Raw genomic sequence first — 24,149 nt, forward strand, 5'->3', positions numbered from 1 at the left:
AAAACGGCGGTCACCGAGGTTACCGCCGTTCAGGTTTGCCGGGTAGGGGTTACGGCATCTGCACTTCGATCACCCCATCGGCGCTCATGCTGACCTGGCTGGTACCTGCCTCCACTTCCGGCGTCGGTGCTGAATCCATCATGGCCGCCTTCATCATCATTCCGCCACGGGCATAAGGTTGTGGGTAGCCATTGGTGTTGAAGTTCAAGTTGACGATCTTGTAGCCCTTGCCGCCCAGCGCATCGGTGGCCAGTTGCGCGCGTGCTTTAAACGCGGCGACCGCGTCCTTGAGCAGGGCGTCTTCGCTGGTCTTGCGCGTGGTGTCGGCGATGGCGAAGTCCATGTTTTCCATTTTCAGGGTATTGAGCAACTCGCCGGTGAGTTTGGACAGCGCCGGGAAGTCCGCGCTTTCCAGGCGCAGTTCGGCGCGCTCGCGCCAGCCGGTGATCTTCTGGTTCTTGTTGTCGTAGATCGGGTAGCTGTTGCGGCTGCCCTGGCGCAAGGTCACGCTCTGGACTTCGCGCGCCTGGCCCAGGGCCTTGTTCATGGTGGTGGTGATTTCGGCGGCGAGCTTGGCCGGGTCGGCGTTCTGGGACTCGGTGTAGAGGGTGACGATCATTTTGTCGCGGGCCACTTCCTGGCTGACCTCGGCGCGCAGGGAAATCTGGTTGTAATTCAGTGCATCGGCGGCCAGTGCCGGAAGGCTGGCCAGGGCGCTTGCGCTGAGGGTGAGAACAACTGCACTGCGAGTGAAACGAGACATGGAAGCTCCTTAGGGTGTTCGTATCGGTATGACTGTAGACGGTGGTGTCGGGTTCTTCGGGTTTACATATTCGCTACACATTGTGCGGCCGCCGACGAACGGTCGTTCGCCCGGCCTGCGGCAAAGAGCCACACGCGCCATGCCAGCGTGCCCGCTTCGTTTATACTCCTGCCGATCCGCCTGCAGCGCTCATCGGGAGAGCTCATGCTCGCCGCCGTAAAACTGACTTCCGCCACCCGCCAGAACCTCTGGCGCCTGACGTTCATTCGTACCCTGGTACTGGCCGCGCAGGCTGGTTCGGTCGGGCTCGCCTATTGGTTCGACCTGCTGCCGCTGCCGTGGCTGCAATTGGGCGTGACCCTGGGTTTCTCCATCGTGCTGTGTGTGTTTACCGCCATTCGGTTGCGCACCACCTGGCCGGTGACCGAGCTGGAATACGCCCTGCAATTGGCCTGCGACCTGTTTATCCACAGTGTGTTGCTGTATTTCTCCGGCGGTTCCACCAACCCGTTCGTGTCTTATTACCTGGTGCCATTGACCATCGCTGCGGTGACCTTGCCGTGGCGCTACTCGGTGGTGCTGTCGGGTATCGCCCTGACCCTGTACACCCTGCTGCTGGCGCGGTTCTATCCATTGCAGACATTCCCCATCGCCCGCGAAAACCTGCAGATCTACGGGATGTGGCTGAGCTTTGCCCTGTCTGCCGCCGTGATCACTTTTTTTGCTGCGCGCATGGCCGAAGAGTTGCGCCGCCAGGAAGAGCTACGCGCCATTCGCCGCGAAGAAGGCCTGCGTGACCAGCAACTGCTCGCCGTCGCCACCCAGGCCGCCGGCGCGGCTCACGAATTGGGCACGCCGCTGGCGACCATGAGCGTGCTGCTCAACGAAATGACCCAGGACCATCACGACCCGGCGCTGCAAGAGGATCTCGGCGTGCTGCGCGAACAGGTCAAGCAATGCAAGCAAACCTTGCAGCAACTGGTACGCGCGGCTGAAGCCAATCGCCGCCTGGCGGTCGAGATGCAGGACGTGACCCAGTGGCTCGACGAAGCCCTGAACCGCTGGCACCTGATGCGCCCCGAAGCCAGCTACCGTTTCCATCTGCTGGGGCAGGGGGCCGTGCCGCGCCTGGCGCCTCCGCCGGACCTGACCCAAGCCTTGCTCAATCTACTGAACAACGCCGCCGACGCCTGCCCCGAAGGCCTGGAAGTCCGGCTGGATTGGGATGTGGATGACTTGACGATCAGCATTCGCGACCACGGCGCAGGCGTGCCGCTGGCCATCGCCGAGCAGATCGGCAAACCTTTCTTTACCACCAAGGGCAAAGGCTTCGGCCTGGGCCTGTTTTTGAGCAAGGCCAGCGTGACCCGCGCGGGCGGCTCAGTGAAGCTCTATAGTCATGAGGAAGGCGGTACGCTCACCGAGCTGCGCCTGCCCCGTGTCGCACGAGGAGATATCGATGAGTGACGAGATCCAAGTCGAAGGCGAAGAACTGCCGCACCTGTTGCTGGTAGATGATGACGCCACGTTTACCCGCGTGATGGCGCGCGCCATGAGCCGTCGCGGCTTTCGCGTGAGCACCGCCGGCTCCGCCGAAGAAGGCCTGGCCATCGCCCAGGCCGACTTGCCGGACTACGCCGCGCTCGACCTGAAAATGGACGGCGATTCCGGCCTGGTGCTGTTGCCCAAGCTGCTGGAACTCGACCCGGAAATGCGCGTGGTGATCCTCACCGGTTACTCCAGCATTGCCACGGCTGTCGAAGCCATCAAGCGCGGTGCCTGCAACTACCTGTGCAAACCGGCGGATGCCGACGATGTGTTGGCTGCGTTGCTGTCCGAGCACGCCGACCTCGACACCCTGGTGCCGGAAAACCCGATGTCGGTGGACCGCCTGCAGTGGGAACACATCCAGCGCGTCCTCACCGAACACGAAGGCAATATCTCCGCCACTGCCCGCGCCCTGGGCATGCACCGGCGCACCCTGCAACGCAAGCTGCAGAAGCGTCCGGTACGACGCTGAACCTAAGCTGAACAGCCTGCTTCAGGCCGCACGGAACCCTGAACCGATCACCTATGATCGGTTCAAACGCCTGCCTTCCTCCCTACGAGCCTGAACGATGAATCAGAACGCTGAGTACTCTGCGGTCAATGACGCTGTGCGTGGGCAATTTTTTCGCCGAACCTGGGGGATGATCACGCCTTATTGGCGAAGTGAAGAGAAGGGTAAGGCCTGGTTGTTGCTCGCCGTGGTGATTGGCCTGTCGCTGTTCAGCGTGGCCATTTCCGTGTGGCTCAACCACTGGTACAAGGACTTCTACAACGCCCTGGAAAACAAGGACACCGCGGCCTTCTGGCAACAGATCGTTTACTTCTGCGGTATCGCCACGGTGGCGATTCTCGGCGCGGTCTACCGCCTCTACCTCACCCAGATGCTGACCATTCGCTGGCGTGCATGGCTCACCGAAAAGTATTTTGCCCGCTGGCTTGGCGACAAGAACTACTACCAGCTCGAGCAGGGCGGCTACACCGATAACCCGGACCAGCGGATTTCCGAAGACCTCAACAGCTTTACCCTGAACACCCTGAGTCTTGGCCTTGGGCTGTTGCGCAATGTGGTCAGCCTGGTGTCGTTCTCCATCATCCTGTGGGGCGTGTCCGGCAGTATTGAAGTGTTCGGTATCACCATCCCCGGCTACATGTTCTGGTGTGCATTGGTCTATGCCGGTGTCGGCAGTTGGCTGACCCATCTGATCGGTCGTCGTTTGATCGGCTTGAGCAACCAGCAGCAACGCTTCGAAGCGGACTTGCGTTTCTCCATGGTGCGGGTGCGGGAGAATGCCGAGAGCATCGCCCTGTACAACGGCGAACCCAATGAGAATCAGCGTTTGAGCGCGCGGTTCGGGAAGGTCTGGCATAACTACTGGGACATCATGAAGGTGTCCAAGCGCCTGACGTTCTTCACTGCCGGCTATGAACAGATTGCGATCGTCTTTGCGTTTATCGTGGCTGCCCCGCGCTACTTTTCCGGCAAGATCGAACTGGGCGAGCTGATGCAAATCAACTCGGCGTTCGGCAACGTGCAGGGCAACTTCAGCTGGTTTATCAGCGCGTACGCCGACCTGGCCGGTTGGCGCGCGACCAGCGATCGTCTACTGAGTTTTCAGCAGGCCATGCGTGAAAACGAGCAGCGCCCAGCTGCCATCGACGTCAGCGCTGAAGGCGAGCGTCTTGTGGTGCAAGGTCTGGGCTTGAACCTGGTGGATGGTCGCCACCTGCTGACCGACGCCAACATGATCGTTGAACCGGGCCAGCGCGTCATGCTCAGCGGCCGTTCCGGCAGCGGCAAAAGTACCTTGCTGCGCGCCATGGGACATCTGTGGCCGGCTGGTCACGGCAGTATTCGCCTGCCGGCCAGGCGTTACCTGTTCCTGCCGCAGAAGCCTTACCTGCCGATCGGCACGCTCAAGGCGGTGTTGAGTTACCCACAGGACGACAGCGTCTATTCGGCAGAACGTTATGCACAGGTCCTGGAAACCTGTCGCCTGCCGCACCTGGTGGAGCGCCTGGACGAAGCCAACCATTGGCAACGCATGCTCTCGCCCGGCGAGCAACAGCGCCTGGCCTTTGCCCGTGCCTTGTTGTTCGCGCCGCAATGGCTGTACATGGACGAGGCGACGTCGGCGATGGATGAAGAAGATGAGGCGACGTTGTATCAGGCGTTGATTGATGAGCTGCCGGGGTTGAGCATTGTCAGCGTCGGCCACCGCAGCAGCCTCAAGCGTTTCCATGGGCGGCATGTGCGGATCGAGGGTGGGTGGCTTCAAGAGCAACCTGTGGCCTGAGGCCCAATGTTCTGGAGAATGATGCCCAACAAAAAGCCCGGTTGATCAGCGATCAACCGGGCTTTTCTATTGCTTGAAAATAACTTACTTCTTCAAGCCGTAATGCTCATCCAGCATCCCCGGGGCGTTCGGTGTTTTTGGCGCGTAGTCCCGTGGCGGTTCCTGGTTCTCCCGGGGGGGAGTCAGGCGTTCCCGCGGAGTTTGCGGTGCATCGGAATGCAGCGCGGCCAGCAGGCGCTGGCGGGTGATGTCGTCGAGGGCCAGGCGGTTTGCGCCATCGGCGAGGTGATCCTGTACTTCCTGGTAGCTCTGGGTGAGTTTCTTGACCAGGGTCGCGGTGCTGTTGAAGTGGGTAACAACCTCGTTCTGATAACTGTCAAAACGTTCCTGAATGTCATCCAACTGACGCTGCGTGCGGTTAGGCGCGGCATTCGGCAGCAGGCGGGCAACCAGGAATCCAATGGCGACACCGGCAACCAAGGCGAGAGTCGGCAACAACCAAACTAAGAGCGAGTGTTCCACGAGTCCTTCCTCTATAAACGGCTTTGCTTTACGTTAACGGCTCAAACCTGCGCTGTATACCGCGATTAAGCTCGCAATGATGCCATGCACAGACTTTTAGCTAGACGAGTCGACCCTTTGAGAGGTCACGGAGTTCATTCCTTGCTCATGCGTGAAACCCCCGTTTTGATCGATGGCCCGGTAGGCCAATTGGAAGCCCTGTACCTGGATCACCCCGAGCCACGTGGCCTGGCGCTGATCTGCCACCCTAATCCGGTGCAGGGCGGGACCATGCTCAATAAAGTCGTTTCGACCCTGCAACGCACAGCTCGTGATGCCGGGTTGATTACTTTGCGTTTCAATTACCGTGGCGTCGGCGCGAGTGCCGGCACCCACGACATGAGCACCGGTGAAGTGGACGATGCCGAAGCGGCTGCCACCTGGCTGCGTGAAAAACACCCCGACCTGCCGATCACCCTGCTCGGTTTTTCCTTTGGTGGCTACGTGGCGGCAAGCCTCGGCGGCCGCCTGGAAGCCAAAGGCGAAAAGCTCGCGCACCTGTTCATGGTCGCCGCGGCGGTTATGCGCCTGCGCGATACCGATGTGCTGCCCCACAGCTGCCCGTTGACCCTGATCCAGCCGGAAACCGACGAAGTGGTCGACCCGCAAACCGTCTACGACTGGTCCGCCGCCTTGAAACGCCCCCATGAGCTGCTGAAAGTGGCAGAATGCGGGCACTTTTTTCATGGCAAGCTCACCGATCTCAAGGATCTGGTGCTGCCGCGCCTCTCGAATTGATAGCAGTCTGATAAGCGATTACCCATGACGACTCGTACCCGTATCCTCACCGGCATCACCACCACCGGCACGCCGCACCTGGGCAACTACGCCGGTGCGATCCGCCCGGCGATCCTGGCCAGCCAGGATGCCAATGCCGACTCCTTCTACTTCCTGGCCGACTACCACGCCCTGATCAAATGCGATGACCCGCAGCGCATCCAGCGTTCGCGTATGGAAATCGCGGCGACCTGGCTGGCCGGTGGCCTGGATGTGAACCGGGTGACCTTCTATCGTCAGTCCGACATCCCGGAAATCCCCGAGCTGACCTGGCTGCTGACCTGCGTCGCCGCCAAGGGCCTGCTCAACCGCGCCCATGCGTACAAGGCCTCGGTGGACAAGAACGTGGAGACCGGCGAAGACCCGGATGCGGGCATCACCATGGGCCTGTACAGCTACCCGGTGCTGATGGCGGCGGACATCCTGATGTTCAACGCGCACAAGGTGCCGGTGGGCCGCGACCAGATCCAGCACGTGGAAATGGCCCGCGACATCGGCCAGCGCTTCAACCACCTGTTCGGCAACGGTAAAGAATTCTTCACCATGCCCGAGGCGTTGATCGAGGAAAGCGTTGCCACCTTGCCGGGCCTGGATGGTCGCAAGATGTCCAAGAGCTACGACAACACCATCCCGTTGTTCACCAGCGCCAAGGACATGAAAGACGCCATCTCGCGGATCGTTACCGACTCCCGCGCGCCCGGCGAAGCCAAGGATCCGGACAACTCGCACCTGTTCACCCTCTACCAGGCATTTGCCAGCAAGGCCCAGGAAGAACAATTCCGCGGCGAACTGCTGCAAGGCCTGGGCTGGGGCGAGGCGAAGAACCGTCTGTTCCAGCTGCTGGACAGCCAATTGGGCGAAGCGCGCGAGCGTTACCACCAGCTGATGTCGCGCCCGTCGGACATGGAAGACTTGTTGCAGGTCGGCGCCAGGAAAGCCCGTGCCGTAGCCGCGCCATTCCTGGCCGAGTTGCGCGAAGCGGTGGGCCTGCGTTCGTTCGTCAACCAGGCTGCGGCGCCGGTCGCTACCAAGAAGAAAGCCGTGAAAGCCGCGCGTTTCGTGAGCTTCCGTGAAGACGACGGCAGCTTCCGCTTCCGCCTGTTGGCCGCCGATGGCGAGCAGCTGCTGCTGTCGCGCAATTTTGCCGATGGCAAGGCGGCCGGCGCGGTGACCAAGCAACTGCAAAGTGGCGCTGCGCTGGATGTACGCAGCGAAGCTCTGAGCTTCAGCGTATGGCTGGACGGCGCCGCAGTGGCCGACAGCGCCGAGTTCGCCGATGCCGCATCCCGTGATGCCGCCATCGAAGCCTTGCGCATCGCGTTGACCCCAATCGAGGATTAACCCGACCAAGGGTTGATTGCCATTATCCAGGGCCGTCGTTACAGTGACGGCCCGTTTTTGTTGCCTTGCTAACGAAATTATGACGCCCCTAGAACGATACCAAGCTGATCTGAAACGCCCTGAATTCTTCCATGACGCGGCCCAGGAAACGGCGGTGCGTCATTTGCAGCGCCTGTACGACGACCTGGTCGCGGCCTCACAGAGCAAGCCGGGGATGCTCAGCAAGCTGTTTGGCAAGAAAGACCACGTGCCGGTCAAGGGCCTGTATTTCTGGGGCGGTGTAGGCCGGGGCAAGACCTACCTGGTCGATACGTTCTTTGAGGCGCTGCCGTTCAAGGAAAAGGTACGGACACACTTCCACCGCTTCATGAAGCGCGTGCACGAAGAGATGAAGACCCTGCCGGGTGAGAAAAACCCGTTGACCATCATCGCCAAGCGTTTCTCCGATGAGGCGCGGGTCATCTGCTTCGATGAATTCTTCGTCTCCGACATCACCGATGCCATGATCCTCGGCACCCTGATGGAAGAGTTGTTCAAGAACGGCGTGACCCTGGTCGCCACCTCGAACATCGTGCCCGACGGCTTGTACAAGGACGGCCTGCAGCGCGCGCGCTTCCTGCCGGCCATCGCGCTGATCAAGCAGAACACCGAGATCGTCAACGTCGACAGCGGCGTCGACTACCGCCTGCGTCACCTCGAGCAAGCGGAGTTGTTCCACTTCCCGCTGAACGAAGCGGCGCACGAAAGCCTGCGCAAAAGCTTCCGCGCCCTTACGCCGGAATGCACCCAGGCGGTGGAAAACGACAAGCTGATGATCGAGAACCGCGAAATCATCGCCCTGCGTACCTGCGATGACGTGGCCTGGTTCGAATTCCGCCAACTGTGCGACGGCCCGCGCAGCCAGAACGACTACATCGAACTGGGCAAGATCTTCCACGCGGTGATCCTCAGCGGCGTGGAGCAGATGAGCGTCACCACCGACGATATCGCACGACGGTTTATCAACATGGTCGACGAGTTCTACGACCGTAACGTCAAGTTGATCATCTCGGCGGAAGTCGAACTCAAGGACCTGTATACCGGCGGGCGCTTGAACTTCGAATTCCAGCGGACATTGAGCCGTTTGCTGGAAATGCAGTCCCACGAGTTCCTGTCGCGCGGGCACAAACCCTAAGACCGATGTAGGTCAAGTGTGGGAGGGAGCTTACCCCGATAGCGGTCTTTCAGTAACAGATGCACTGACTGATCCACCGCTATCGGGAGCAAGCCCCCTCCCACATTTGCTTACGCAGCCTGTTGGAATTGCTGGCGGTATTGGTTCGGCGATAACTCGGTGTGTTGGCGAAACAACCGCGCAAAGAAACTCGCATCGTCGTAACCCACCTCATAACTGATGGTCTTGATGCTCTTGCGGCTGCCCGAGAGCAGGCCCTTGGCCGTCTCGATACGCAGCCGTTGCAGGTAGTGCAGCGGCTTGTCGCCGGTGGCGGTCTGGAAGCGGCGCATGAAGTTGCGGATGCTCATGCCGTGTTCCCGGGCGACGTCTTCGAAGCGGAATTTGTCGGCGAAGTGCTCTTCGAGCCAATGCTGGATCTGCAGGATGATCACGTCCTGGTGCAGCTTCTGCCCGCCAAAACCGATACGTCCCGGCGAGTAGCTGCGCTGCACTTCGTAGAGGATGTCGCGGGCCACGGCCTGGGCGATGTTGGCGCCGCAGAAGCGTTCGATCAGGTAGATATACAGGTCGCACGCCGAGGTGGTGCCGCCGGCGCAATACAGGTTGTCGGCGTCGGTGAGGTGCTTGTCCTGGTTGAGCTGGACCTTGGGGAAGCGTTCGCCGAACGCGTTGAAGAAACGCCAGTAGGTGGTCGCCTCCTTGCCATCGAGCAGGCCGGCTTCGGCCAGCCAGAACACCCCGGTGGCTTCGCCGCAGAGTACCGCGCCCCGTGCATGCTGTTCGCGCAGCCACGGCAGCACTTGTGGGTAGCGTGCGCACAGGGCATCGAAGTCATCCCAGAAGGCTGGTAGCACGATGATGTCGGCGTCTTCCAGGCCGCCGTCCACTGGCATGATCACATCACTGAAACTGCGCACCGATTTTCCGTCGGGGCTCACCAGGCGCGTTTCGAACGCTGGGGTCAGGCCCAGGCCTTGCTGTTTGCCATAACGCAGGCTGGCAAGATGGAAGAAATCCTTGGCTTGCATCAGGGTTGAAGCGAATACCCGATCAATGGCCAAAATGCTGACGCGCCGCAACGGCGTGGAGATTTGGTTAGACATAATTTCATTTATTCTTATAGGGGAAAGTGGTCACCAGACGGCTGGATCGTCTTATTTTTTGTCGCATGTGTCCAGTGTCCTGTGACGCCATCGGGGCATAGGCTCTGTGGGTTCGTCCTTGTCCGACAATCCACGCAGGTGACCCATGATTCCGAGAACCTTGTTCAGCCCGGAGCACGAACTCTTCCGCCAGAGCGTGCGCACCTTTCTTGAAAAAGACGCTGCACCGTTTCACGGGCAATGGGAGAAGCAGGGCTATATCGACCGTAACCTGTGGAGCAAGGCGGGGGAGGCGGGGATGTTGTGTTCCCATCTGCCGGAGGAGTACGGCGGGCTGGGCGCGGACTTTCTCTACAGCGCGGTAGTGATCGAAGAGATCAGTCGCCTGGGCCTGACTGGCATCGGCTTTTCCCTGCATTCGGACATTGTCGCGCCCTACATCCTGCATTACGGCAGTGAAGCGCTGAAACACAAGTACCTGCCCAAGTTGATCTCCGGCGAGATGGTCACGGCCATCGCCATGACCGAGCCGGGTGCCGGGTCCGACTTGCAAGGGGTCAAGACCACCGCCGTGTTGGACGGTGATGAGTACGTGATCAATGGCTCCAAGACCTTTATCACCAACGGGTACCTGGCTGAGCTGGTGATCGTGGTCGCCAAGACCGATCCCAAGGCCGGTGCCAAGGGCACCAGTTTGTTTCTGGTGGAGGCCGATACGCCCGGCTTCGCCAAGGGCAAGCGCCTGGAGAAGGTCGGCATGAAGGCCCAGGACACCTCGGAGCTGTTCTTCCAGGACGTGCGGGTGCCCAAGGAAAACCTGCTGGGCCAGGCCGGCATGGGCTTTGCCTACCTGATGCAGGAGCTGCCCCAGGAGCGTTTGACGGTGGCAATTGGCGCACTGTCATCCGCCGAGGCGGCGTTGCAGTGGACCCTGGAATACACCCGAGAGCGCAAGGCGTTCGGCAAGGCGATTGCCGACTTCCAGAACACCCGTTTCAAGCTGGCGGAGATGGCCACTGAAATTCAGATCGGCCGCGTATTCGTCGACAAATGCATGGCGTTGCACCTGGAAGGCAAGCTGGATGTGCCCACTGCCGCGATGGCCAAGTACTGGGCCACGGACCTGCAATGCAAGGTGCTCGACGAGTGTGTGCAGTTGCACGGCGGCTACGGCTTCATGTGGGAATACCCGATTGCGCGGGCGTGGGCGGATGCGCGGGTGCAGCGGATTTATGCGGGGACCAACGAGATCATGAAGGAGATCATTGCGCGGGCGCTTTGAGTGCTGTGTTGTTTGTGAGGGCCCTATCGGGGCGGTGCGACGATTCGACTTGCCCCCCGATAGCGCTCTACAGATCAATCAAGGCGCAGGATTCGGATGATCCTTCTGAATCGCCTCAATCCCTTCCAACACCTCTTTCGACAGCTTCAGATCAGCACTGGCGATGTTGCTGTCCAGTTGCTCCAGCGATGTTGCGCCAATAATGTTGCTGGTCACGAACGGCTGTTGGGTCACAAACGCCAACGCCATCTGCGCCGGATCCAGGCCATGCTCCCGCGCCAGTGCCACGTAACGGCTGCACGCCGCCTCCGACTGCGGGTTGAAGTAGCGGCTGAAGCGGCTGTACTCCGTCAGGCGCGCCTTGGCCGGGCGTGCGCCACCTTCGTACTTGCCACTGAGCATGCCGAACGCCAGGGGCGAGTAAGCCAGCAGGCCGCATTGCTCACGGATGGCCACTTCGGCCAGGCCCACTTCAAAGCTGCGGTTGAGCAGGTTGTAGGGGTTCTGGATCGATACCGCGCGGGTCCAGCCGCGGGCTTCGGCCAGGGCCAGGAATTTCATGGTGCCCCACGGGGTTTCATTGGACAGGCCGATATGGCGGATCTTGCCGGCCTTGACCTGCTCGTCCAGGGCTTCGAGGGTTTCCTCCAGCGGGGTGAGGTCGTCTTCGTCCTTGTGCTTGTAGCTCAGTTGGCCGAAGAAGTTGGTGCTGCGCTCCGGCCAGTGCAACTGGTAGAGGTCGATCCAGTCGGTTTGCAGGCGCTTGAGGCTGGCGTCCAGTGCCTCGACGATGTGCTTGCGGTTGTGGCGCAGGTGGCCATCGCGGATGTAGTCGATGGTGTTGCCGGGGCCGGCGATCTTGCTGGCGAGGATCCAGTCGGCACGGTCACCGCGGCTTTTGAAGTAATTACCGATGTAACGCTCGGTGGTGGCATAGGTGTCGGCCTTGGGCGGCACCGGGTACATTTCTGCGGTGTCGAGGAAGTTGATCCCCGCCGCCTTGGCCCTTTCGATCTGCGCGAAGGCCTCTGCCTCGCTGTTCTGCTCGCCCCAGGTCATGGTGCCCAGGGCTATCGCGCTCACGTTCAGATCCGTACGGCCCAGCTGTCGATAATCCATCGGGTACTCCTTCAGGGAAAACAATCATAAAAGCAGGTTGAATTTTTTTTCGCAATCTGCATAATTGCCCACCTCTTTCTGCAGTGGAAGTGATGCGCCGCCTGCCGAAGAATCTTGCCGTTGAACGGACGCGCCGACCCGAGCCCCCGATAGCGTCTGTATCCGGCTGCCTTTGACTTGTCAAAGTAAGCACTATTCAGTAAGATCCGCCGTCTAATTTACAGGGCGGCCCCTGAGGCTATTAAAGAATGACAACTTTTACTGCAAAACCGGAAACAGTTCAGCGCGACTGGTTTGTCGTCGACGCCGCTGGTCAGACCCTGGGTCGTCTGGCCACTGAAGTCGCCAGCCGTCTGCGTGGCAAGCACAAGCCTGAGTACACCCCTCACGTTGACACCGGTGACTACATCGTGATCATCAACGCTGAGCAGGTACGTGTTACCGGCAACAAAGCGCAAGACAAAATGTACTACCGTCACTCCGGTTTCCCAGGCGGTATCAAGTCTTCCAACTTTGAAGGCCTGATCTCCAAGAAGCCTGAAGCCCCGATCGAAATCGCGGTCAAAGGCATGCTGCCGAAGGGCCCACTGGGTCGCGATATGTTTCGCAAGCTGAAAGTCTATGCGGGCGCTGTACACCCTCATGCTGCTCAGCAGCCCCAAGAACTGAAGTTTTAACGGAATAGTTCATTATGTCGGCGACTCAAAATTACGGCACTGGCCGTCGCAAAACCGCAACCGCACGCGTTTTCCTGCGTCCGGGCACTGGTAACATCTCGATCAACAACCGCACTCTGGATAACTTCTTCGGTCGCGAAACTGCCCGCATGGTAGTTCGTCAGCCGCTGGAATTGACCGAGACTGTTGAAAAGTTCGACATCTACGTCACCGTTATCGGTGGCGGTGTAAGTGGTCAAGCTGGCGCAATCCGCCACGGTATCACTCGCGCTCTGATGCAGTACGACGAAACCCTGCGTGGCGCTCTGCGCAAAGCTGGCTTCGTGACTCGTGATGCCCGTGAAGTTGAACGTAAGAAAGTCGGTCTGCGTAAAGCGCGTAAGCGTCCGCAGTACTCGAAGCGTTAATTCGCTTTACGTTCCACAAAAACGCCCAGCCTCCTTACGGAGCTGGGCGTTTTTTATTGCCTGCGATTTATGCACATTTTTCACCGTGACAACTTGCCACATCCGTAGACCCCCTATACTACAAGGCCTGGAGGCGGAGCCCCGGGCAATTCCCTTGTCAGACGTGGGGCTTTTCATTACCATTCGGCAAAATTTTTATAAGTTCAGATTTAATACTTAGTAGACGCCTGATTTAACAGGCCAAAAAGCTGATGGGAGAGGACTGAATGAGCAATGACGGCGTGAATGCAGGCCGGCGTCGCTTCTTGGTAGCAGCCACATCCGTGGTGGGTGCTGCAGGAGCGGTGGGGGCTGCGGTCCCGTTCGTGGGGTCATGGTTTCCCAGTGCCAAGGCGAAAGCCGCAGGTGCACCGGTGAAGGTGAATATCAGTAAGATCGAACCAGGCCAGCAGATGATTGCTGAGTGGCGCGGCCAGCCGGTATTCATTGTTCGTCGTACGGAGGAAATCCTGGGAAATCTGAAAAAGATCGAAGGCCAGCTGTCTGACCCCAAATCTGAGAAATCCGACCAACCCGCCTACGCCAAAAACGAAGCACGTTCGATCAAGCCAGAGATTCTGCTGCTGGTCGGCCTGTGTACCCACTTGGGATGCTCACCCACCTTCCGCCCGGAAGTTGCCCCAGTCGATCTGGGTAAAGACTGGGTCGGTGGTTATTTCTGCCCCTGCCACGGCTCCCACTACGATCTGGCGGGACGCGTCTACAAGTCCCAGCCCGCTCCCTTGAACCTGCCCGTGCCTCCGCATACCTACGAAACTGACGACCTCATTGTCATTGGCCTCGATAAGGAGAACGCGTGATGAGCAAGTTCATGGATTGGGTGGATGCACGCTTCCCCGCTACTAAAATGTGGGAAGACCATCTCAGCAAGTATTACGCCCCGAAGAACTTCAACTTCTTCTACTTCTTTGGCTCCCTGGCACTGCTGGTGCTGGTCAACCAGATCGTCACCGGTGTCTGGCTGACGATGAGCTACACCCCGTCGGCGGAAGAGGCGTTTGCTTCCGTCGAATACATCATGCGTGACGTCGAGTACGGCTCGATCCTGCGCCTGCTGCACTCCACCGGCGCTTCAGCGTTCTTTATCGTGGTCTACCTGCACATGTTCCGTGGCCTGCTCTACGGTTCGTACCAGAAGCCACGGGAGCTGGTGTGGGTGTTCGGCATGCTGATCTACCTGGCGCTGATGGCGGAAGCCTTCATGGGCTACCTGCTGCCATGGGGCCAGATGTCGTACTGGGGCGCCCAGGTGATCATCTCGCTGTTCGGTGCGATCCCGGTCATCGGCAACGACCTGACCCAGTGGATCCGCGGTGACTACCTGATCTCCGGTATCACCCTGAACCGCTTCTTCGCCCTGCATGTCGTGGCGCTGCCCATCGTGATCCTGGGCCTGGTGGTGCTGCACATCCTGGCGCTGCACGAAGTGGGTTCCAACAACCCTGACGGCGTGGACATCAAGAAGCACAAGGACGAGAACGGCATCCCGCTGGACGGCATCCCGTTCCACCCGTACTACACCGTGAAAGACATTGTCGGCGTGGTCGTGTTCCTCTTCGTGTTCTGCTCGATCGTGTTCTTTTTCCCGGAGATGGGCGGTTATTTCCTCGAGAAGCCTAACTTCGAACAGGCGAACGCCTTCAAGACACCTGAGCACATTGCCCCGGTCTGGTACTTCACGCCGTTCTACGCGATCTTGCGGGCGATCCCCGACAAACTCATGGGCGTCATCGCCATGGGCGCGGCCATTGCGGTGCTGTTCGTGTTGCCGTGGCTCGACCGAAGCCCGGTCAAGTCCATGCGCTACAAAGGCTGGCTGAGCAAAATCTGGCTGTGGGTGTTCTGCATTGCATTCGTGATTCTGGGCGTGTTGGGCGTATTGGCGCCGACCCCAGAGCGTACGCTGCTGTCGCAGGTCTGCACCTTCCTGTACTTCGCCTACTTCATTCTGATGCCGTTCTACACCCGGCTCGAGAAGACCAAACCGGTTCCGGAAAGGGTGACTGGCTGATGAAAAAATTATTCGTTGCATTGATGCTTGCGGCGCTGCCGCTACTGTCCTTCGCTGCCGAGCACGGCGGCCCGGAACTGGAAAAAGTCGATATCGACGTGTCTGACAAGGCGGCTATGCAAGACGGCGCGCGTACGTTCGCCAACTACTGCATGGGCTGCCACAGTGCCAAGTTCCAGCGTTACGAGCGGGTGGCCGATGACCTCGGTATCCCCCATGAAATGATGCTGGAGAAGCTGGTGTTCACCGGTGCCAAGATCGGCGACCACATGAATATCGGCATGAAGCCTGCCGACGCCAAGACCTGGTTCGGTGCAGCACCGCCTGACCTGACTCTGGTGGCACGTGTACGCGGCACCGACTGGCTCTACGGCTACCTGAAATCCTTCTACGAGGACCCGGCGCGTCCTTATGGCGTGAACAACCGTGTGTTCACGAACGTCGGCATGCCTAACGTTCTGGTCGGCCTGCAAGGCAAGCAAGTGGTAGGATGCAAGCAGGTTCAGGTCGTCGAAGACGGCAAGAAGCAATATGATCCGTTGACCGGTACGCCTTTGACTCATGAAGCGTGCGATCAACTGAAGATAGAAACCCCTGGTTCGTTGACTGACGAGCAGTTTGACGAGAAGGTCAAGAATCTGGTGACCTTCCTGGCCTATTCGGCCAACCCGGTCAAACTGCAACACCAGCGCATCGGGACGTATGTCTTGCTGTACCTGGCTTTCTTCTTCGTATTCGCTTATCTGCTTAAGCGCGAATACTGGAAGGATGTGCATTGATCCAACCGTAAGCAATTGCTGTTAATCTTGCGCGCCCAGCGGCATCTCTAACCCGCAGCGATCTGGACTTTCCAGAGGCTGCAGAGATGCTTTCTGGGCGCGCTCGTTTTTGAGCTTTCCATAATTTCAACAAGCGAGGAGGACCGCCATGGGCGTGACCAATCGGTTGGCCTGTTACTCCGACCCCGCCGACCACTATTCCCACCGAGTACGCATCGTACTCGCAGAGAAGGGTGTCAGCGCCGAGATCATCAGTGTGGAGGCGGGTCGTCATCCGCCGAAACTGATCGAAGTGAACCCTTACGGCAGCTTGCCCACCCTGGTCGATCGTGACCTGGCGTTGTGGGAGTCAACCGTGGTGATGGAATATCTGGATGAGCGTTACCCGCATCCGCCTTTGCTGCCGGTGTATCCGGTGGCCCGTGCCAACAGCCGCCTGCTGATCCATCGGATCCAGCGAGATTGGTGCGGGCTGGTGGATTTGATCCTGGATACCCGCAGCAAAGAAGCCGCTCGGGTGCAGGCGCGCAAGGAATTGCGCGAGAGCCTGACCGGTGTTTCGCCGTTGTTCGCCGATAAACCTTTTTTCCTCAGTGAGGAACAAAGCTTGGTGGATTGCTGCCTATTACCCATACTCTGGCGCTTGCCGATTCTGGGCATTGAACTGCCACGGCCGGCCAAGCCGTTGCTTGATTACATGGAGCGCCAGTTTGCGCGTGAGGCTTTCCAGGCAAGTCTGTCTGGTGTCGAACGTGATATGCGCTAAGGCTTAAGGAGCCGTTGATGAACTCCAGTCGACCTTACCTGGTCCGCGCGCTCTATGAGTGGATTGTGGATAACGATTGCACCCCGCACATGCTGGTCAATTCCGAATTTCCTGCGGTTCAGGTACCGCAGGGGTTTGCCAGTGACGGGCAGATTGTGTTGAACGTATCACCCAGCGCCGTGCGCCACCTGCACATGGACAATGAAGCGGTCAGCTTCGAAGGACGTTTCGGCGGTGTGCCGCATACGCTGTTCGTGCCGATTGGCGCTATCCTAGGCATCTATGCCCGGGAGAACGGCCAAGGCATGGTGTTCGATCTGGAGTCGCCTTTCGAGGACGACGAAGCGATTGAAAACGAAGACGGCGATGATGTGCCGCCACCGGATACCGAGCCACCGCGTCCAAGCGGTCGGCCGAGCCTGAAAGTGGTGAAGTAAAATGCGTAAGTCTTCGGGCCTGCGTTAAAAAATGCCTCGGCTCTGCCGGGGCATTTTTTTGTCAAAAACTCCCCGCTGTTTCGCTGGCGGCTCCCGTGGTGAACTGATTGTCGGAGCCACCTTGCCAGTAGACCTCGTTGACATTGCTCAGGCTGCGGATCAAGCATTTCCATTTGATGTCTTGCTGCGTCGGCCACACGACAGTGCCGCTCCAGCGATTGGATGCGCCGGATTGCAGTGCGATAGCGTGGGCCGGGTCCCAGGCGCCGAGTTCGATAGGCGACCCCACTGCGTAGACTGCCTGGCCGAGCTCCGGCCTGGCGTTGTCGCAGTACAAGGTGGTCGTGGTGTCGGAAGGTGCCGGGGCGGCCTGCCACGAGCGGATGCGCTGCCCGTCCGCAAACAGGGCAGGGCTGAAGCCGTCAGGCACCTTGGAAAGGTCGGAGTCCAAGGCGATCAGCAGGCGCTTGCGGCTGCCTTGGATGGCGGCCACCAATCCGGAATAGTGGGTCTGGAAACTGATGGGTGAATCGGCCCTGATGCCGGCGTCCTTGCGCAGGCTGATCAGCTTGCGGATCAGGTCGCCGCGGCCCCAGTCGTACATGTCGGGCCAATACACAGTCGGCGTACCGGGGCTCAGCAGGATATAGGCATAGGCGATATTGCGTTGCGGGTCGGCAAGGGGCCAATGGTGTTGCCCGCCGTATTGCCCTGGCGAATAACCGGTGTCGTGGTTGTCGACAAAGGTCACCGCGACCTGCCGCCATGCTGGTTCGGGATTGCCATTCAAGCCATGGCGCCACTCGGCCAAGCTGCCATTTTGCATGCGCTCCTTGAGGGCAAAATCGAACACGCTGCAGTGGGACCGATCCGACCAGTCCTTCAACGCATCCTGCCAACTGGCCTGGCTGCGCCAGTCGTTCGCCGGATACTCGCCGGGGGCTTTCCACAGCTCACCGACGCAGAACGCTTGGTCACCAAAGTTTTTCATCCACACATCGACCCGCTCCGGCGCGTAGCCGCGCACAAAATCGAAGCGCAAGCCTTTGGCGCTGTAGTTGTCCCGCAGGTTCCTGAATTCCTGCATGAAGCGCTGCGAGACTTCCGAGTTGCTTGTGTTGAGGTCGGCCGAGCCGCTCATGAACGCGTCGCCCTCGTCACAGACCACGGGTGTAGGGCAGTCGTCGCGCCACAGTTTGAGCCCCCTGGGAAAGCGTATCTGTTTACTTGGCAGCTTGTCGTTCATATGGTTGGGCACCACGTCGTATATCGCTTGCACGCCGGCACCTGCCAGGGCGGCGACCGCTTGTTTGAGCTGGCTGTCACTGCCGTATTGGCTGTTCTTGTCGAAGTCGCTCCAGAAGTAACCTTCACCGCCGCCGGACGTTCCCAACGTCGCGTCGCTCCAACTGGATTGATCGGTCCAGGCGGGCGACAGCCAGATTTTGGTGAAGCCGTCCTGGCCGATAGTGGGGGCCATTTGTGCCAGCACCTCATACCATTTCTGCGGGGCATTGCGGCTGGAGTTCCAGTGGAAACCCTGCAGCAGGATGTCTTCGCCACCGCCATTGCGCACACTCGGCGGTGCAGCGTGGACGGCGCATGCCAGCAGCCAGACAATCGTTGTGCAATACCAGCCTGTGCGTTTCATCACCCGTCACCTGTTTGCTGGAACAGGCTTTACTCTGCTATGGGGATGGAAAACCGTCTGCTGTCATAATTGCCAGGTGCGCGAGAACGTTTGGCACTAAGACCCAGGCGTGAGGTAGCCACGCGTTATGTTCGAATTTGAACCCCTTTTCACGGGAGCCCTATACGGCCGGGGCTGAAAGCTGCCCGCTTGTACATGAAAGTGCGGTACAAACGGTGATCGTACAACCGCCATGGGCTATGATGCTGTTTTAGTCCGCCGAGATAGATGATTCCACATGGAAAACGCCAGCACCGCCCCTCGTCTTCCCCGCAAGCGCCGCAGTCTTGCCCAGGAATTGGTCACGGTGCTGTCCGAGCAGATCCGTGATGGTCAACTCAAACGTGGCGACAAGCTGCCCACCGAATCGGCGATCATGGACGCCCATGGGGTCAGCCGCACCGTGGTCCGCGAAGCCATCTCCCGTTTGCAGGCGGCGGGGCAGGTGGAAACCCGTCATGGTATCGGCACCTTTGTGCTCGACACACCGAGCCCGAGCGGCTTTCGCATCGATCCGGCTACGGTAGTCACTTTGCGTGACGTGCTGGCGATTCTCGAACTGCGTATCAGCCTGGAAGTGGAATCCGCCGGGCTGGCCGCACTGCGCCGTAGCGATGAACAGCTGGCCGCCATGCGCGCGGCCCTCGATGCCCTGAATGAAAGCGCGGCGCACGCCGGTGATGCGGTGGCCTCGGACTTCGCATTCCACCTGGAAATTGCGTTGTCCACCGGCAACCGCTACTTCACCGACATCATGACCCACCTGGGCACCAGCATCATCCCGCGTACGCGCCTGAACTCGGCACGCCTGGCCCATGATGACCACCAGCACTACATGGGGCGCCTGAGCCGCGAACACGAAGAGATTTATGAGGCGATTGCCCGCCAGGATTCGGATGCGGCGAGGGCGGCGATGCGCTTGCACCTGACCAATAGCCGCGAGCGGCTGCGCCATGCCCATGAAGAGGCGGAGGCGCAGCGCGGATGAGTCAGTCTTTGATAACCAACGACACCGGCACGGAGCTGAACAGCATGCTGGACTCGCCGATGGACAGATAACGCAATTGTATGGTTTTGTCCTTGAACTGCTCCAAAGCCGTTTTAGGTACCTCCAGGGTCAGGTTCAGAGTCCGTTCAAACTCTTCTTTATCCTCCTGCCATTCACCCGCGTTGATTTCTTCGCCTTCCCACTCAGGATCTTCGGGATTCTTGCCCAGTATCGGGTATACCGTGCCTTCTGGGTAAAGCATTGCGTTATTTGGAATGCTGAGCACTAAAGGCCCCGCGAGCGAGCCGAGGTTAATCTCAGCCTTGATAGGGACATTGAGGCCCGGGGCGGGATTATTCATGATGAAATCTCCTGGTATTGTCGCCGGGGTGGTGGACCAATTCAGAATTACGAGCCCACACGCCTGAATCAACTTATCCACCGCCCGGAAATTGTCTGAAACTGTTAGAAATCACAGTGTCGACAAACGGTACTGCTTACGCAGGCGTATTGGGCTTGTAGTCCTTAAGCAACAAATACGTACTCCACCCCCACCAATCATTGGTCCAGTGCTTGTCGTTGAGGTCATTCACGTCCTTGCGTCGCAGCACCTTGTCGCCCTCCATCTTGAACAATGGCGAGAAGTTATTCGCCGGGTTCTGTGCAGCGTTCAAATCCGGGACGTACAGCGGTGCCTTGAAGTTGGCCGGGGAGGGCGCAACACCACCGATGAAGGTTTCGAAGATCTCATCAGCGGATGCCTGAACGGCGCGTTTGACCTGTGCCCGATTGGCTGCGTCGAGACTGTCGAAATAGCGTTTGTCGCCATAGGCATGCCATTCATCCCCCAGCGCATTGCGCACCTTGAGCCCGAACTTGCTGTCTTCATCGTGCATGAAGCGGCTGATCAGCGAGCCCAGTTCGCCCGGTGTGACGACCGCCGCCAGCTGTTTGCGCGGCACGCGCAGGTGGCCGGCAGAAAATAGATCGGTCAAGAAGTGATCGGCAAAGCCGTTCATGGCGTAGGCCAGTTCCAATGCCTGATCGGTACCGGTCTGGTGGGCCACTACAGCCTGTTGCAAGGCGGCTGTATGCCCCGCCAGGTAGGCCGCCAGCGCCCATTCGCCGAAGTGGTCGGCGTTGTCCGCCGCCAGTTTCAGGTAACGCCCCAGTGGGATCAGTGCTGACACCGTGCTGCCGCCACCGGTGATGCGGTTCCATTCCTCGGACAACGTATCACCCAGGGCATCATAGGCTTCATGGGCTTGCTTGCCGTCCTTGATCGCCTGGTTGACCGCGTTGATCTCTTTTTGCATCACCGCCAGGATCTTCGGCGCTTCGTCCCGCGAGGCAGGCAGCACGGCCAGTGAGTTGAACGCGGCGCTGAAGCGTTGCATACGATCGACAGGTGAGGTGCCCTCGTTGATGGGCTGGCCGGGGATGCCATAAAAGTCACCGCCCAGGGCGATCACTTGGCCGTAGGTGAGTGCCAGCCCGTTGGGCAGGTGCAGTTCGACTTGCCGCGCGGGGATTGCCGGGGCGTCCTTGCTGAAGCGCAACAGCGTATCGTCGCCGATGGCGGTGTGTTCTCCGCCTTCGAAGCGCAGGGTAGGCGGTTTTTTTGCTGGGGCTGCGAGTTCAGGACCTGACATGTTAGCTCCTTGCTATGTCGTAGGAATCTTCCTTGGATACTGTATTTATATACAGTCATGCCGAGCATAGAGGAATAATTTCCTACGTCAAGAACACCGCTCCCCAAGCCTTCCAACTCCCTCAAGTGCACAACGCCGATGAATTGCAGTTGACGAAATTATTTATAGTTGTACGATGACGTACGACATCAACAAAACCAACAACCTTTCAATAGAAAGTCTTCGCCCAGGGTGTTCGAATAATGAATCCACAAGAACTGAAGTCCATCCTCTCCCACGGTCTGCTGTCTTTCCCGGTGACCGATTTCAATGCCCAGGGTGACTTTCACCAGGCGGGCTACATCAAGCGCCTGGAATGGCTGGCCCCCTACGGCGCCACTGCTTTGTTCGCAGCGGGCGGCACCGGTGAGTTTTTCTCCCTCGCCGCCAGCGAATATTCCCAAGTGATCAAGACCGCCGTGGATACCTGCGCCACCAGCGTGCCGATCCTCGCCGGTGTCGGTGGTTCGACCCGCCAGGCCATCGAGTACGCGCAAGAAGCCGAGCGCCTGGGCGCCAAAGGCCTGTTGCTGCTGCCGCACTACCTCACCGAAGCCAGCCAGGACGGGGTTGCCGCCCACGTTGAGGCGGTGTGCAAATCGGTCAAGATCGGTGTGGTGGTCTACAACCGCAACGTGTGCCGCCTGACCGCTCCGCTGCTGGAACGCCTGGCCGAGCGCTGCCCGAACCTGATCGGCTACAAGGATGGCCTGGGTGACATCGAGTTGATGGTGTCGATCCGCCGCCGTCTGGGCGATCGTTTCAGCTACCTCGGCGGCCTGCCGACCGCAGAGGTCTACGCCGCTGCCTACAAGGCCCTGGGCGTACCGGTGTACTCCTCGGCGGTGTTCAACTTCATCCCGAAGACCGCGATGGATTTCTACCACGCCATTGCCAAGGACGATCACGCTACCGTCGCCAAGATCATCGACGACTTCTTCCTGCCGTACCTGGACATCCGTAACCGCAAGGCCGGTTATGCCGTGAGCATCGTCAAGGCGGGTGCAAAAATCGTCGGCTATGACGCAGGCCCTGTGCGCACGCCGCTGACCGATCTGCTGCCGGAAGAATACGAAGCCCTGGCCGCGCTGATCGACAAGCAAGGTCCGCAATAAATTATCCACAAGGCCGCTGAGCAATCAGCGGCCTTTTGCGTCAGGAGAAGATTCGTGTCCCAAGTAAAGCGTTTTGAGAACTACATCAACGGTGAATGGGTTGCCGGCGCCGACTACTGCGTCAACCTCAACCCGTCGGAGTTGTCCGATGTCATTGGTGAATACGCCAAGGCCGACGTCACCCAGGTCAACGCCGCCATCGACGCCGCCCGCGCCGCATTCCCGGCCTGGTCCACTTCCGGGATCCAGGCTCGCCACGATGCCCTGGATAAAGTCGGCAGTGAAATCCTCGCCCGTCGCGAAGAACTTGGCACCCTGTTGGCCCGTGAAGAAGGCAAGACCCTGCCGGAAGCCATCGGCGAAGTGACCCGCGCCGGTAACATCTTCAAGTTCTTCGCCGGTGAATGCCTGCGGTTGTCCGGCGACTACGTGCCGTCGGTACGCCCGGGCGTCAACGTGGAAGTCACCCGTGAAGCCCTGGGTGTGGTCGGCCTGATCACCCCGTGGAACTTTCCGATCGCCATTCCCGCCTGGAAAATCGCCCCGGCCCTGGCCTACGGCAACTGCGTGGTGATCAAGCCGGCTGAACTGGTACCGGGCTGCGCCTGGGCCCTGGCGGAGATCATCTCCCGCGCCGGTTTCCCTGCCGGTGTGTTCAACCTGGTAATGGGCAGCGGCCGTGTGGTGGGCGATGTGCTGGTCAACAGCCCGAAAGTCGACGGCATCAGCTTCACCGGTTCCGTCGGTGTGGGTCGCCAGATCGCTGTCAGCTGCGTATCGCGCCAAGCCAAAGTGCAGTTGGAAATGGGCGGCAAGAACCCGCAGATCATTCTCGACGACGCCGACCTCAAGCAGGCCGTCGAGCTGTCGGTACAGAGCGCGTTCTACTCCACCGGCCAGCGTTGCACGGCGTCCAGCCGCCTGATCGTCACCGCCGGTATCCACGACCAGTTCGTCGCGGCCATGGCCGAGCGCATGAAGTCGATCAAGGTCGGCCACGCGCTCAAAAGCGGCACCGACATCGGCCCGGTAGTCTCCCAGGCCCAACTGGACCAGGACATGAAGTACATCGACATCGGCCAAAGCGAAGGCGCGCGGCTGGTGAGCGGTGGCGGCCTGGTCACCTGCGACACTGAAGGCTACTACCTGGCGCCGACGCTGTTTGCCGACAGCGAAGCCGCCATGCGTATCAGCCGTGAAGAGATCTTCGGCCCGGTCGCCAACGTCGTGCGCGTGGCGGACTACGAGGCGGCACTGGCCATGGCCAACGACACCGAGTTCGGTTTGTCGGCGGGCATTGCCACCACGTCGTTGAAGTACGCCAACCACTTCAAGCGTCATTCCCAGGCGGGGATGGTGATGGTCAACCTGCCGACCGCAGGTGTGGATTACCACGTTCCATTCGGTGGCCGTAAAGGCTCGTCCTATGGCTCGCGGGAGCAAGGTCGCTATGCGCAGGAGTTCTACACCGTGGTGAAAACCAGCTACATCGGTTCGTAATACGCAACACCCAGTGGGGGCCGGAGGCCTGCCGGTCCCCACGACAACAACAGAAAACCATTA

Annotated in this window: 24 protein-coding genes; 17 read left to right on the forward strand and 7 right to left on the reverse strand. The window is 59.6% G+C overall.

Annotation, left to right across the window (positions count from 1 at the left end; genetic code table 11):
• Nucleotides 1-49 precede the first annotated feature (49 nt).
• Nucleotides 50-763 (reverse strand): SIMPL domain-containing protein, encoded by a 714-nt coding sequence (locus tag BB029_RS05625; RefSeq protein ID WP_065938507.1) that lies wholly within the window; start codon nucleotides 761-763, stop codon nucleotides 50-52.
• A 204-nt stretch (nucleotides 764-967) separates the two neighbouring features.
• On the opposite strand from BB029_RS05625, the gene BB029_RS05630 reads away from it, so the two are divergent.
• The 3 genes from BB029_RS05630 to BB029_RS05640 all read left to right on the forward strand — a co-directional run bounded on the left by BB029_RS05630 (nucleotide 968) and on the right by BB029_RS05640 (nucleotide 4,605).
• The gene (locus tag BB029_RS05630; protein ID WP_065938508.1) at nucleotides 968-2,230 is read left to right on the forward strand and encodes an ATP-binding protein; all 1,263 of its coding nucleotides are present in this window, start codon (nucleotides 968-970) and stop codon (nucleotides 2,228-2,230) included.
• Complete coding sequence (locus BB029_RS05635) at nucleotides 2,223-2,783, forward strand: response regulator transcription factor (protein WP_010565532.1); 561 nt, start codon at nucleotides 2,223-2,225, stop codon at nucleotides 2,781-2,783. Before BB029_RS05630 ends, BB029_RS05635 begins: the two co-directional genes overlap by 8 nt.
• A gap of 97 nt (nucleotides 2,784-2,880) precedes the next feature.
• On the forward strand, nucleotides 2,881-4,605 hold the full coding sequence (locus BB029_RS05640) for an ABC transporter ATP-binding protein/permease (protein ID WP_065938509.1): 1,725 nt from the start codon (nucleotides 2,881-2,883) through the stop codon (nucleotides 4,603-4,605).
• 84 nt (nucleotides 4,606-4,689) lie between these two features.
• Here the strand turns inward: BB029_RS05640 and BB029_RS05645 are convergent, their stop codons facing one another.
• Entirely contained in the window at nucleotides 4,690-5,127 is a 438-nt protein-coding gene (locus tag BB029_RS05645; RefSeq protein WP_003171734.1) for a YhcB family protein, read from the reverse strand.
• A gap of 147 nt (nucleotides 5,128-5,274) precedes the next feature.
• Between BB029_RS05645 and BB029_RS05650 the strand changes: the two genes are divergently transcribed.
• The 3 genes from BB029_RS05650 to zapE all read left to right on the forward strand — a co-directional run bounded on the left by BB029_RS05650 (nucleotide 5,275) and on the right by zapE (nucleotide 8,458).
• Nucleotides 5,275-5,904 carry an alpha/beta hydrolase gene (locus BB029_RS05650; protein WP_065924314.1) on the forward strand — a complete coding sequence of 210 codons (630 nt, stop codon included), beginning with the start codon at nucleotides 5,275-5,277 and terminating at the stop codon, nucleotides 5,902-5,904.
• 24 nt (nucleotides 5,905-5,928) lie between these two features.
• The gene (locus BB029_RS05655; protein ID WP_065938510.1) at nucleotides 5,929-7,284 is read left to right on the forward strand and encodes a tryptophan--tRNA ligase; all 1,356 of its coding nucleotides are present in this window, start codon (nucleotides 5,929-5,931) and stop codon (nucleotides 7,282-7,284) included.
• Nucleotides 7,285-7,363: 79 nt separating this feature from the next.
• Entirely contained in the window at nucleotides 7,364-8,458 is a 1,095-nt protein-coding gene (zapE, locus tag BB029_RS05660; RefSeq protein WP_027604847.1) for a cell division protein ZapE, read from the forward strand.
• 110 nt (nucleotides 8,459-8,568) lie between these two features.
• Here the strand turns inward: zapE and BB029_RS05665 are convergent, their stop codons facing one another.
• On the reverse strand, nucleotides 8,569-9,489 hold the full coding sequence (locus tag BB029_RS05665) for a GlxA family transcriptional regulator (RefSeq protein WP_169899207.1): 921 nt from the start codon (nucleotides 9,487-9,489) through the stop codon (nucleotides 8,569-8,571).
• 220 nt (nucleotides 9,490-9,709) lie between these two features.
• On the opposite strand from BB029_RS05665, the gene BB029_RS05670 reads away from it, so the two are divergent.
• On the forward strand, nucleotides 9,710-10,846 hold the full coding sequence (locus BB029_RS05670) for an acyl-CoA dehydrogenase family protein (protein WP_065938511.1): 1,137 nt from the start codon (nucleotides 9,710-9,712) through the stop codon (nucleotides 10,844-10,846).
• Between the two features lie 78 nt (nucleotides 10,847-10,924).
• On the opposite strand, the gene BB029_RS05675 is transcribed toward BB029_RS05670, so the two are convergent.
• Nucleotides 10,925-11,965, reverse strand: coding sequence for an NADP(H)-dependent aldo-keto reductase (locus BB029_RS05675; RefSeq protein WP_053131618.1), 1,041 nt, complete (start codon nucleotides 11,963-11,965; stop codon nucleotides 10,925-10,927).
• Between the two features lie 248 nt (nucleotides 11,966-12,213).
• On the opposite strand from BB029_RS05675, the gene rplM reads away from it, so the two are divergent.
• From rplM to BB029_RS05710, 7 genes are all read left to right on the forward strand, one after another.
• Nucleotides 12,214-12,642 (forward strand): 50S ribosomal protein L13, encoded by a 429-nt coding sequence (gene rplM, locus BB029_RS05680; RefSeq protein WP_003171742.1) that lies wholly within the window; start codon nucleotides 12,214-12,216, stop codon nucleotides 12,640-12,642.
• 14 nt (nucleotides 12,643-12,656) lie between these two features.
• Nucleotides 12,657-13,049 carry a 30S ribosomal protein S9 gene (gene rpsI / locus BB029_RS05685; protein ID WP_003171743.1) on the forward strand — a complete coding sequence of 131 codons (393 nt, stop codon included), beginning with the start codon at nucleotides 12,657-12,659 and terminating at the stop codon, nucleotides 13,047-13,049.
• Nucleotides 13,050-13,315: 266 nt separating this feature from the next.
• Complete coding sequence (gene petA / locus BB029_RS05690) at nucleotides 13,316-13,909, forward strand: ubiquinol-cytochrome c reductase iron-sulfur subunit (protein WP_027604843.1); 594 nt, start codon at nucleotides 13,316-13,318, stop codon at nucleotides 13,907-13,909.
• The gene (locus BB029_RS05695; protein WP_003171746.1) at nucleotides 13,909-15,120 is read left to right on the forward strand and encodes a cytochrome bc complex cytochrome b subunit; all 1,212 of its coding nucleotides are present in this window, start codon (nucleotides 13,909-13,911) and stop codon (nucleotides 15,118-15,120) included. The genes petA and BB029_RS05695 overlap by 1 nt, the downstream gene beginning before the upstream one ends.
• Nucleotides 15,120-15,899, forward strand: a complete 780-nt coding sequence (locus tag BB029_RS05700) for a cytochrome c1 (protein WP_065938512.1) — start codon at nucleotides 15,120-15,122, stop codon at nucleotides 15,897-15,899. Before BB029_RS05695 ends, BB029_RS05700 begins: the two co-directional genes overlap by 1 nt.
• A gap of 148 nt (nucleotides 15,900-16,047) precedes the next feature.
• Nucleotides 16,048-16,665, forward strand: coding sequence for a glutathione S-transferase N-terminal domain-containing protein (locus BB029_RS05705; RefSeq protein WP_049710008.1), 618 nt, complete (start codon nucleotides 16,048-16,050; stop codon nucleotides 16,663-16,665).
• 17 nt (nucleotides 16,666-16,682) lie between these two features.
• The gene (locus BB029_RS05710) at nucleotides 16,683-17,102 is read left to right on the forward strand and encodes a ClpXP protease specificity-enhancing factor (RefSeq protein ID WP_065938513.1); all 420 of its coding nucleotides are present in this window, start codon (nucleotides 16,683-16,685) and stop codon (nucleotides 17,100-17,102) included.
• A gap of 61 nt (nucleotides 17,103-17,163) precedes the next feature.
• On the opposite strand, the gene BB029_RS05715 is transcribed toward BB029_RS05710, so the two are convergent.
• Entirely contained in the window at nucleotides 17,164-18,753 is a 1,590-nt protein-coding gene (locus BB029_RS05715; protein WP_065938514.1) for a glucan 1,4-alpha-maltotetraohydrolase domain-containing protein, read from the reverse strand.
• Nucleotides 18,754-19,030: 277 nt separating this feature from the next.
• Between BB029_RS05715 and BB029_RS05720 the strand changes: the two genes are divergently transcribed.
• Nucleotides 19,031-19,780, forward strand: a complete 750-nt coding sequence (locus tag BB029_RS05720) for a FadR/GntR family transcriptional regulator (RefSeq protein WP_053131606.1) — start codon at nucleotides 19,031-19,033, stop codon at nucleotides 19,778-19,780.
• A gap of 1 nt (nucleotide 19,781) precedes the next feature.
• On the opposite strand, the gene BB029_RS05725 is transcribed toward BB029_RS05720, so the two are convergent.
• The gene (locus tag BB029_RS05725; RefSeq protein ID WP_065938515.1) at nucleotides 19,782-20,141 is read right to left on the reverse strand and encodes a hypothetical protein; all 360 of its coding nucleotides are present in this window, start codon (nucleotides 20,139-20,141) and stop codon (nucleotides 19,782-19,784) included.
• Nucleotides 20,142-20,277: 136 nt separating this feature from the next.
• Complete coding sequence (locus BB029_RS05730; RefSeq protein ID WP_065938516.1) at nucleotides 20,278-21,432, reverse strand: phospholipase; 1,155 nt, start codon at nucleotides 21,430-21,432, stop codon at nucleotides 20,278-20,280.
• 242 nt (nucleotides 21,433-21,674) lie between these two features.
• Here BB029_RS05730 and kdgD point away from each other — a divergent pair, with 242 nt between their 5' ends.
• A complete protein-coding gene (gene kdgD, locus BB029_RS05735) occupies nucleotides 21,675-22,586 on the forward strand; it encodes a 5-dehydro-4-deoxyglucarate dehydratase (protein WP_027604837.1) in 912 nt (303 codons plus the stop codon).
• 54 nt (nucleotides 22,587-22,640) lie between these two features.
• Nucleotides 22,641-24,086, forward strand: coding sequence for an aldehyde dehydrogenase family protein (locus BB029_RS05740; protein WP_027604836.1), 1,446 nt, complete (start codon nucleotides 22,641-22,643; stop codon nucleotides 24,084-24,086).
• Nucleotides 24,087-24,149: the final 63 nt, after the last annotated feature.

This window comes from Pseudomonas sp. S3E12 (genome assembly GCF_001702295.1).
Lineage (GTDB): Bacteria > Pseudomonadota > Gammaproteobacteria > Pseudomonadales > Pseudomonadaceae > Aquipseudomonas > Aquipseudomonas marginalis.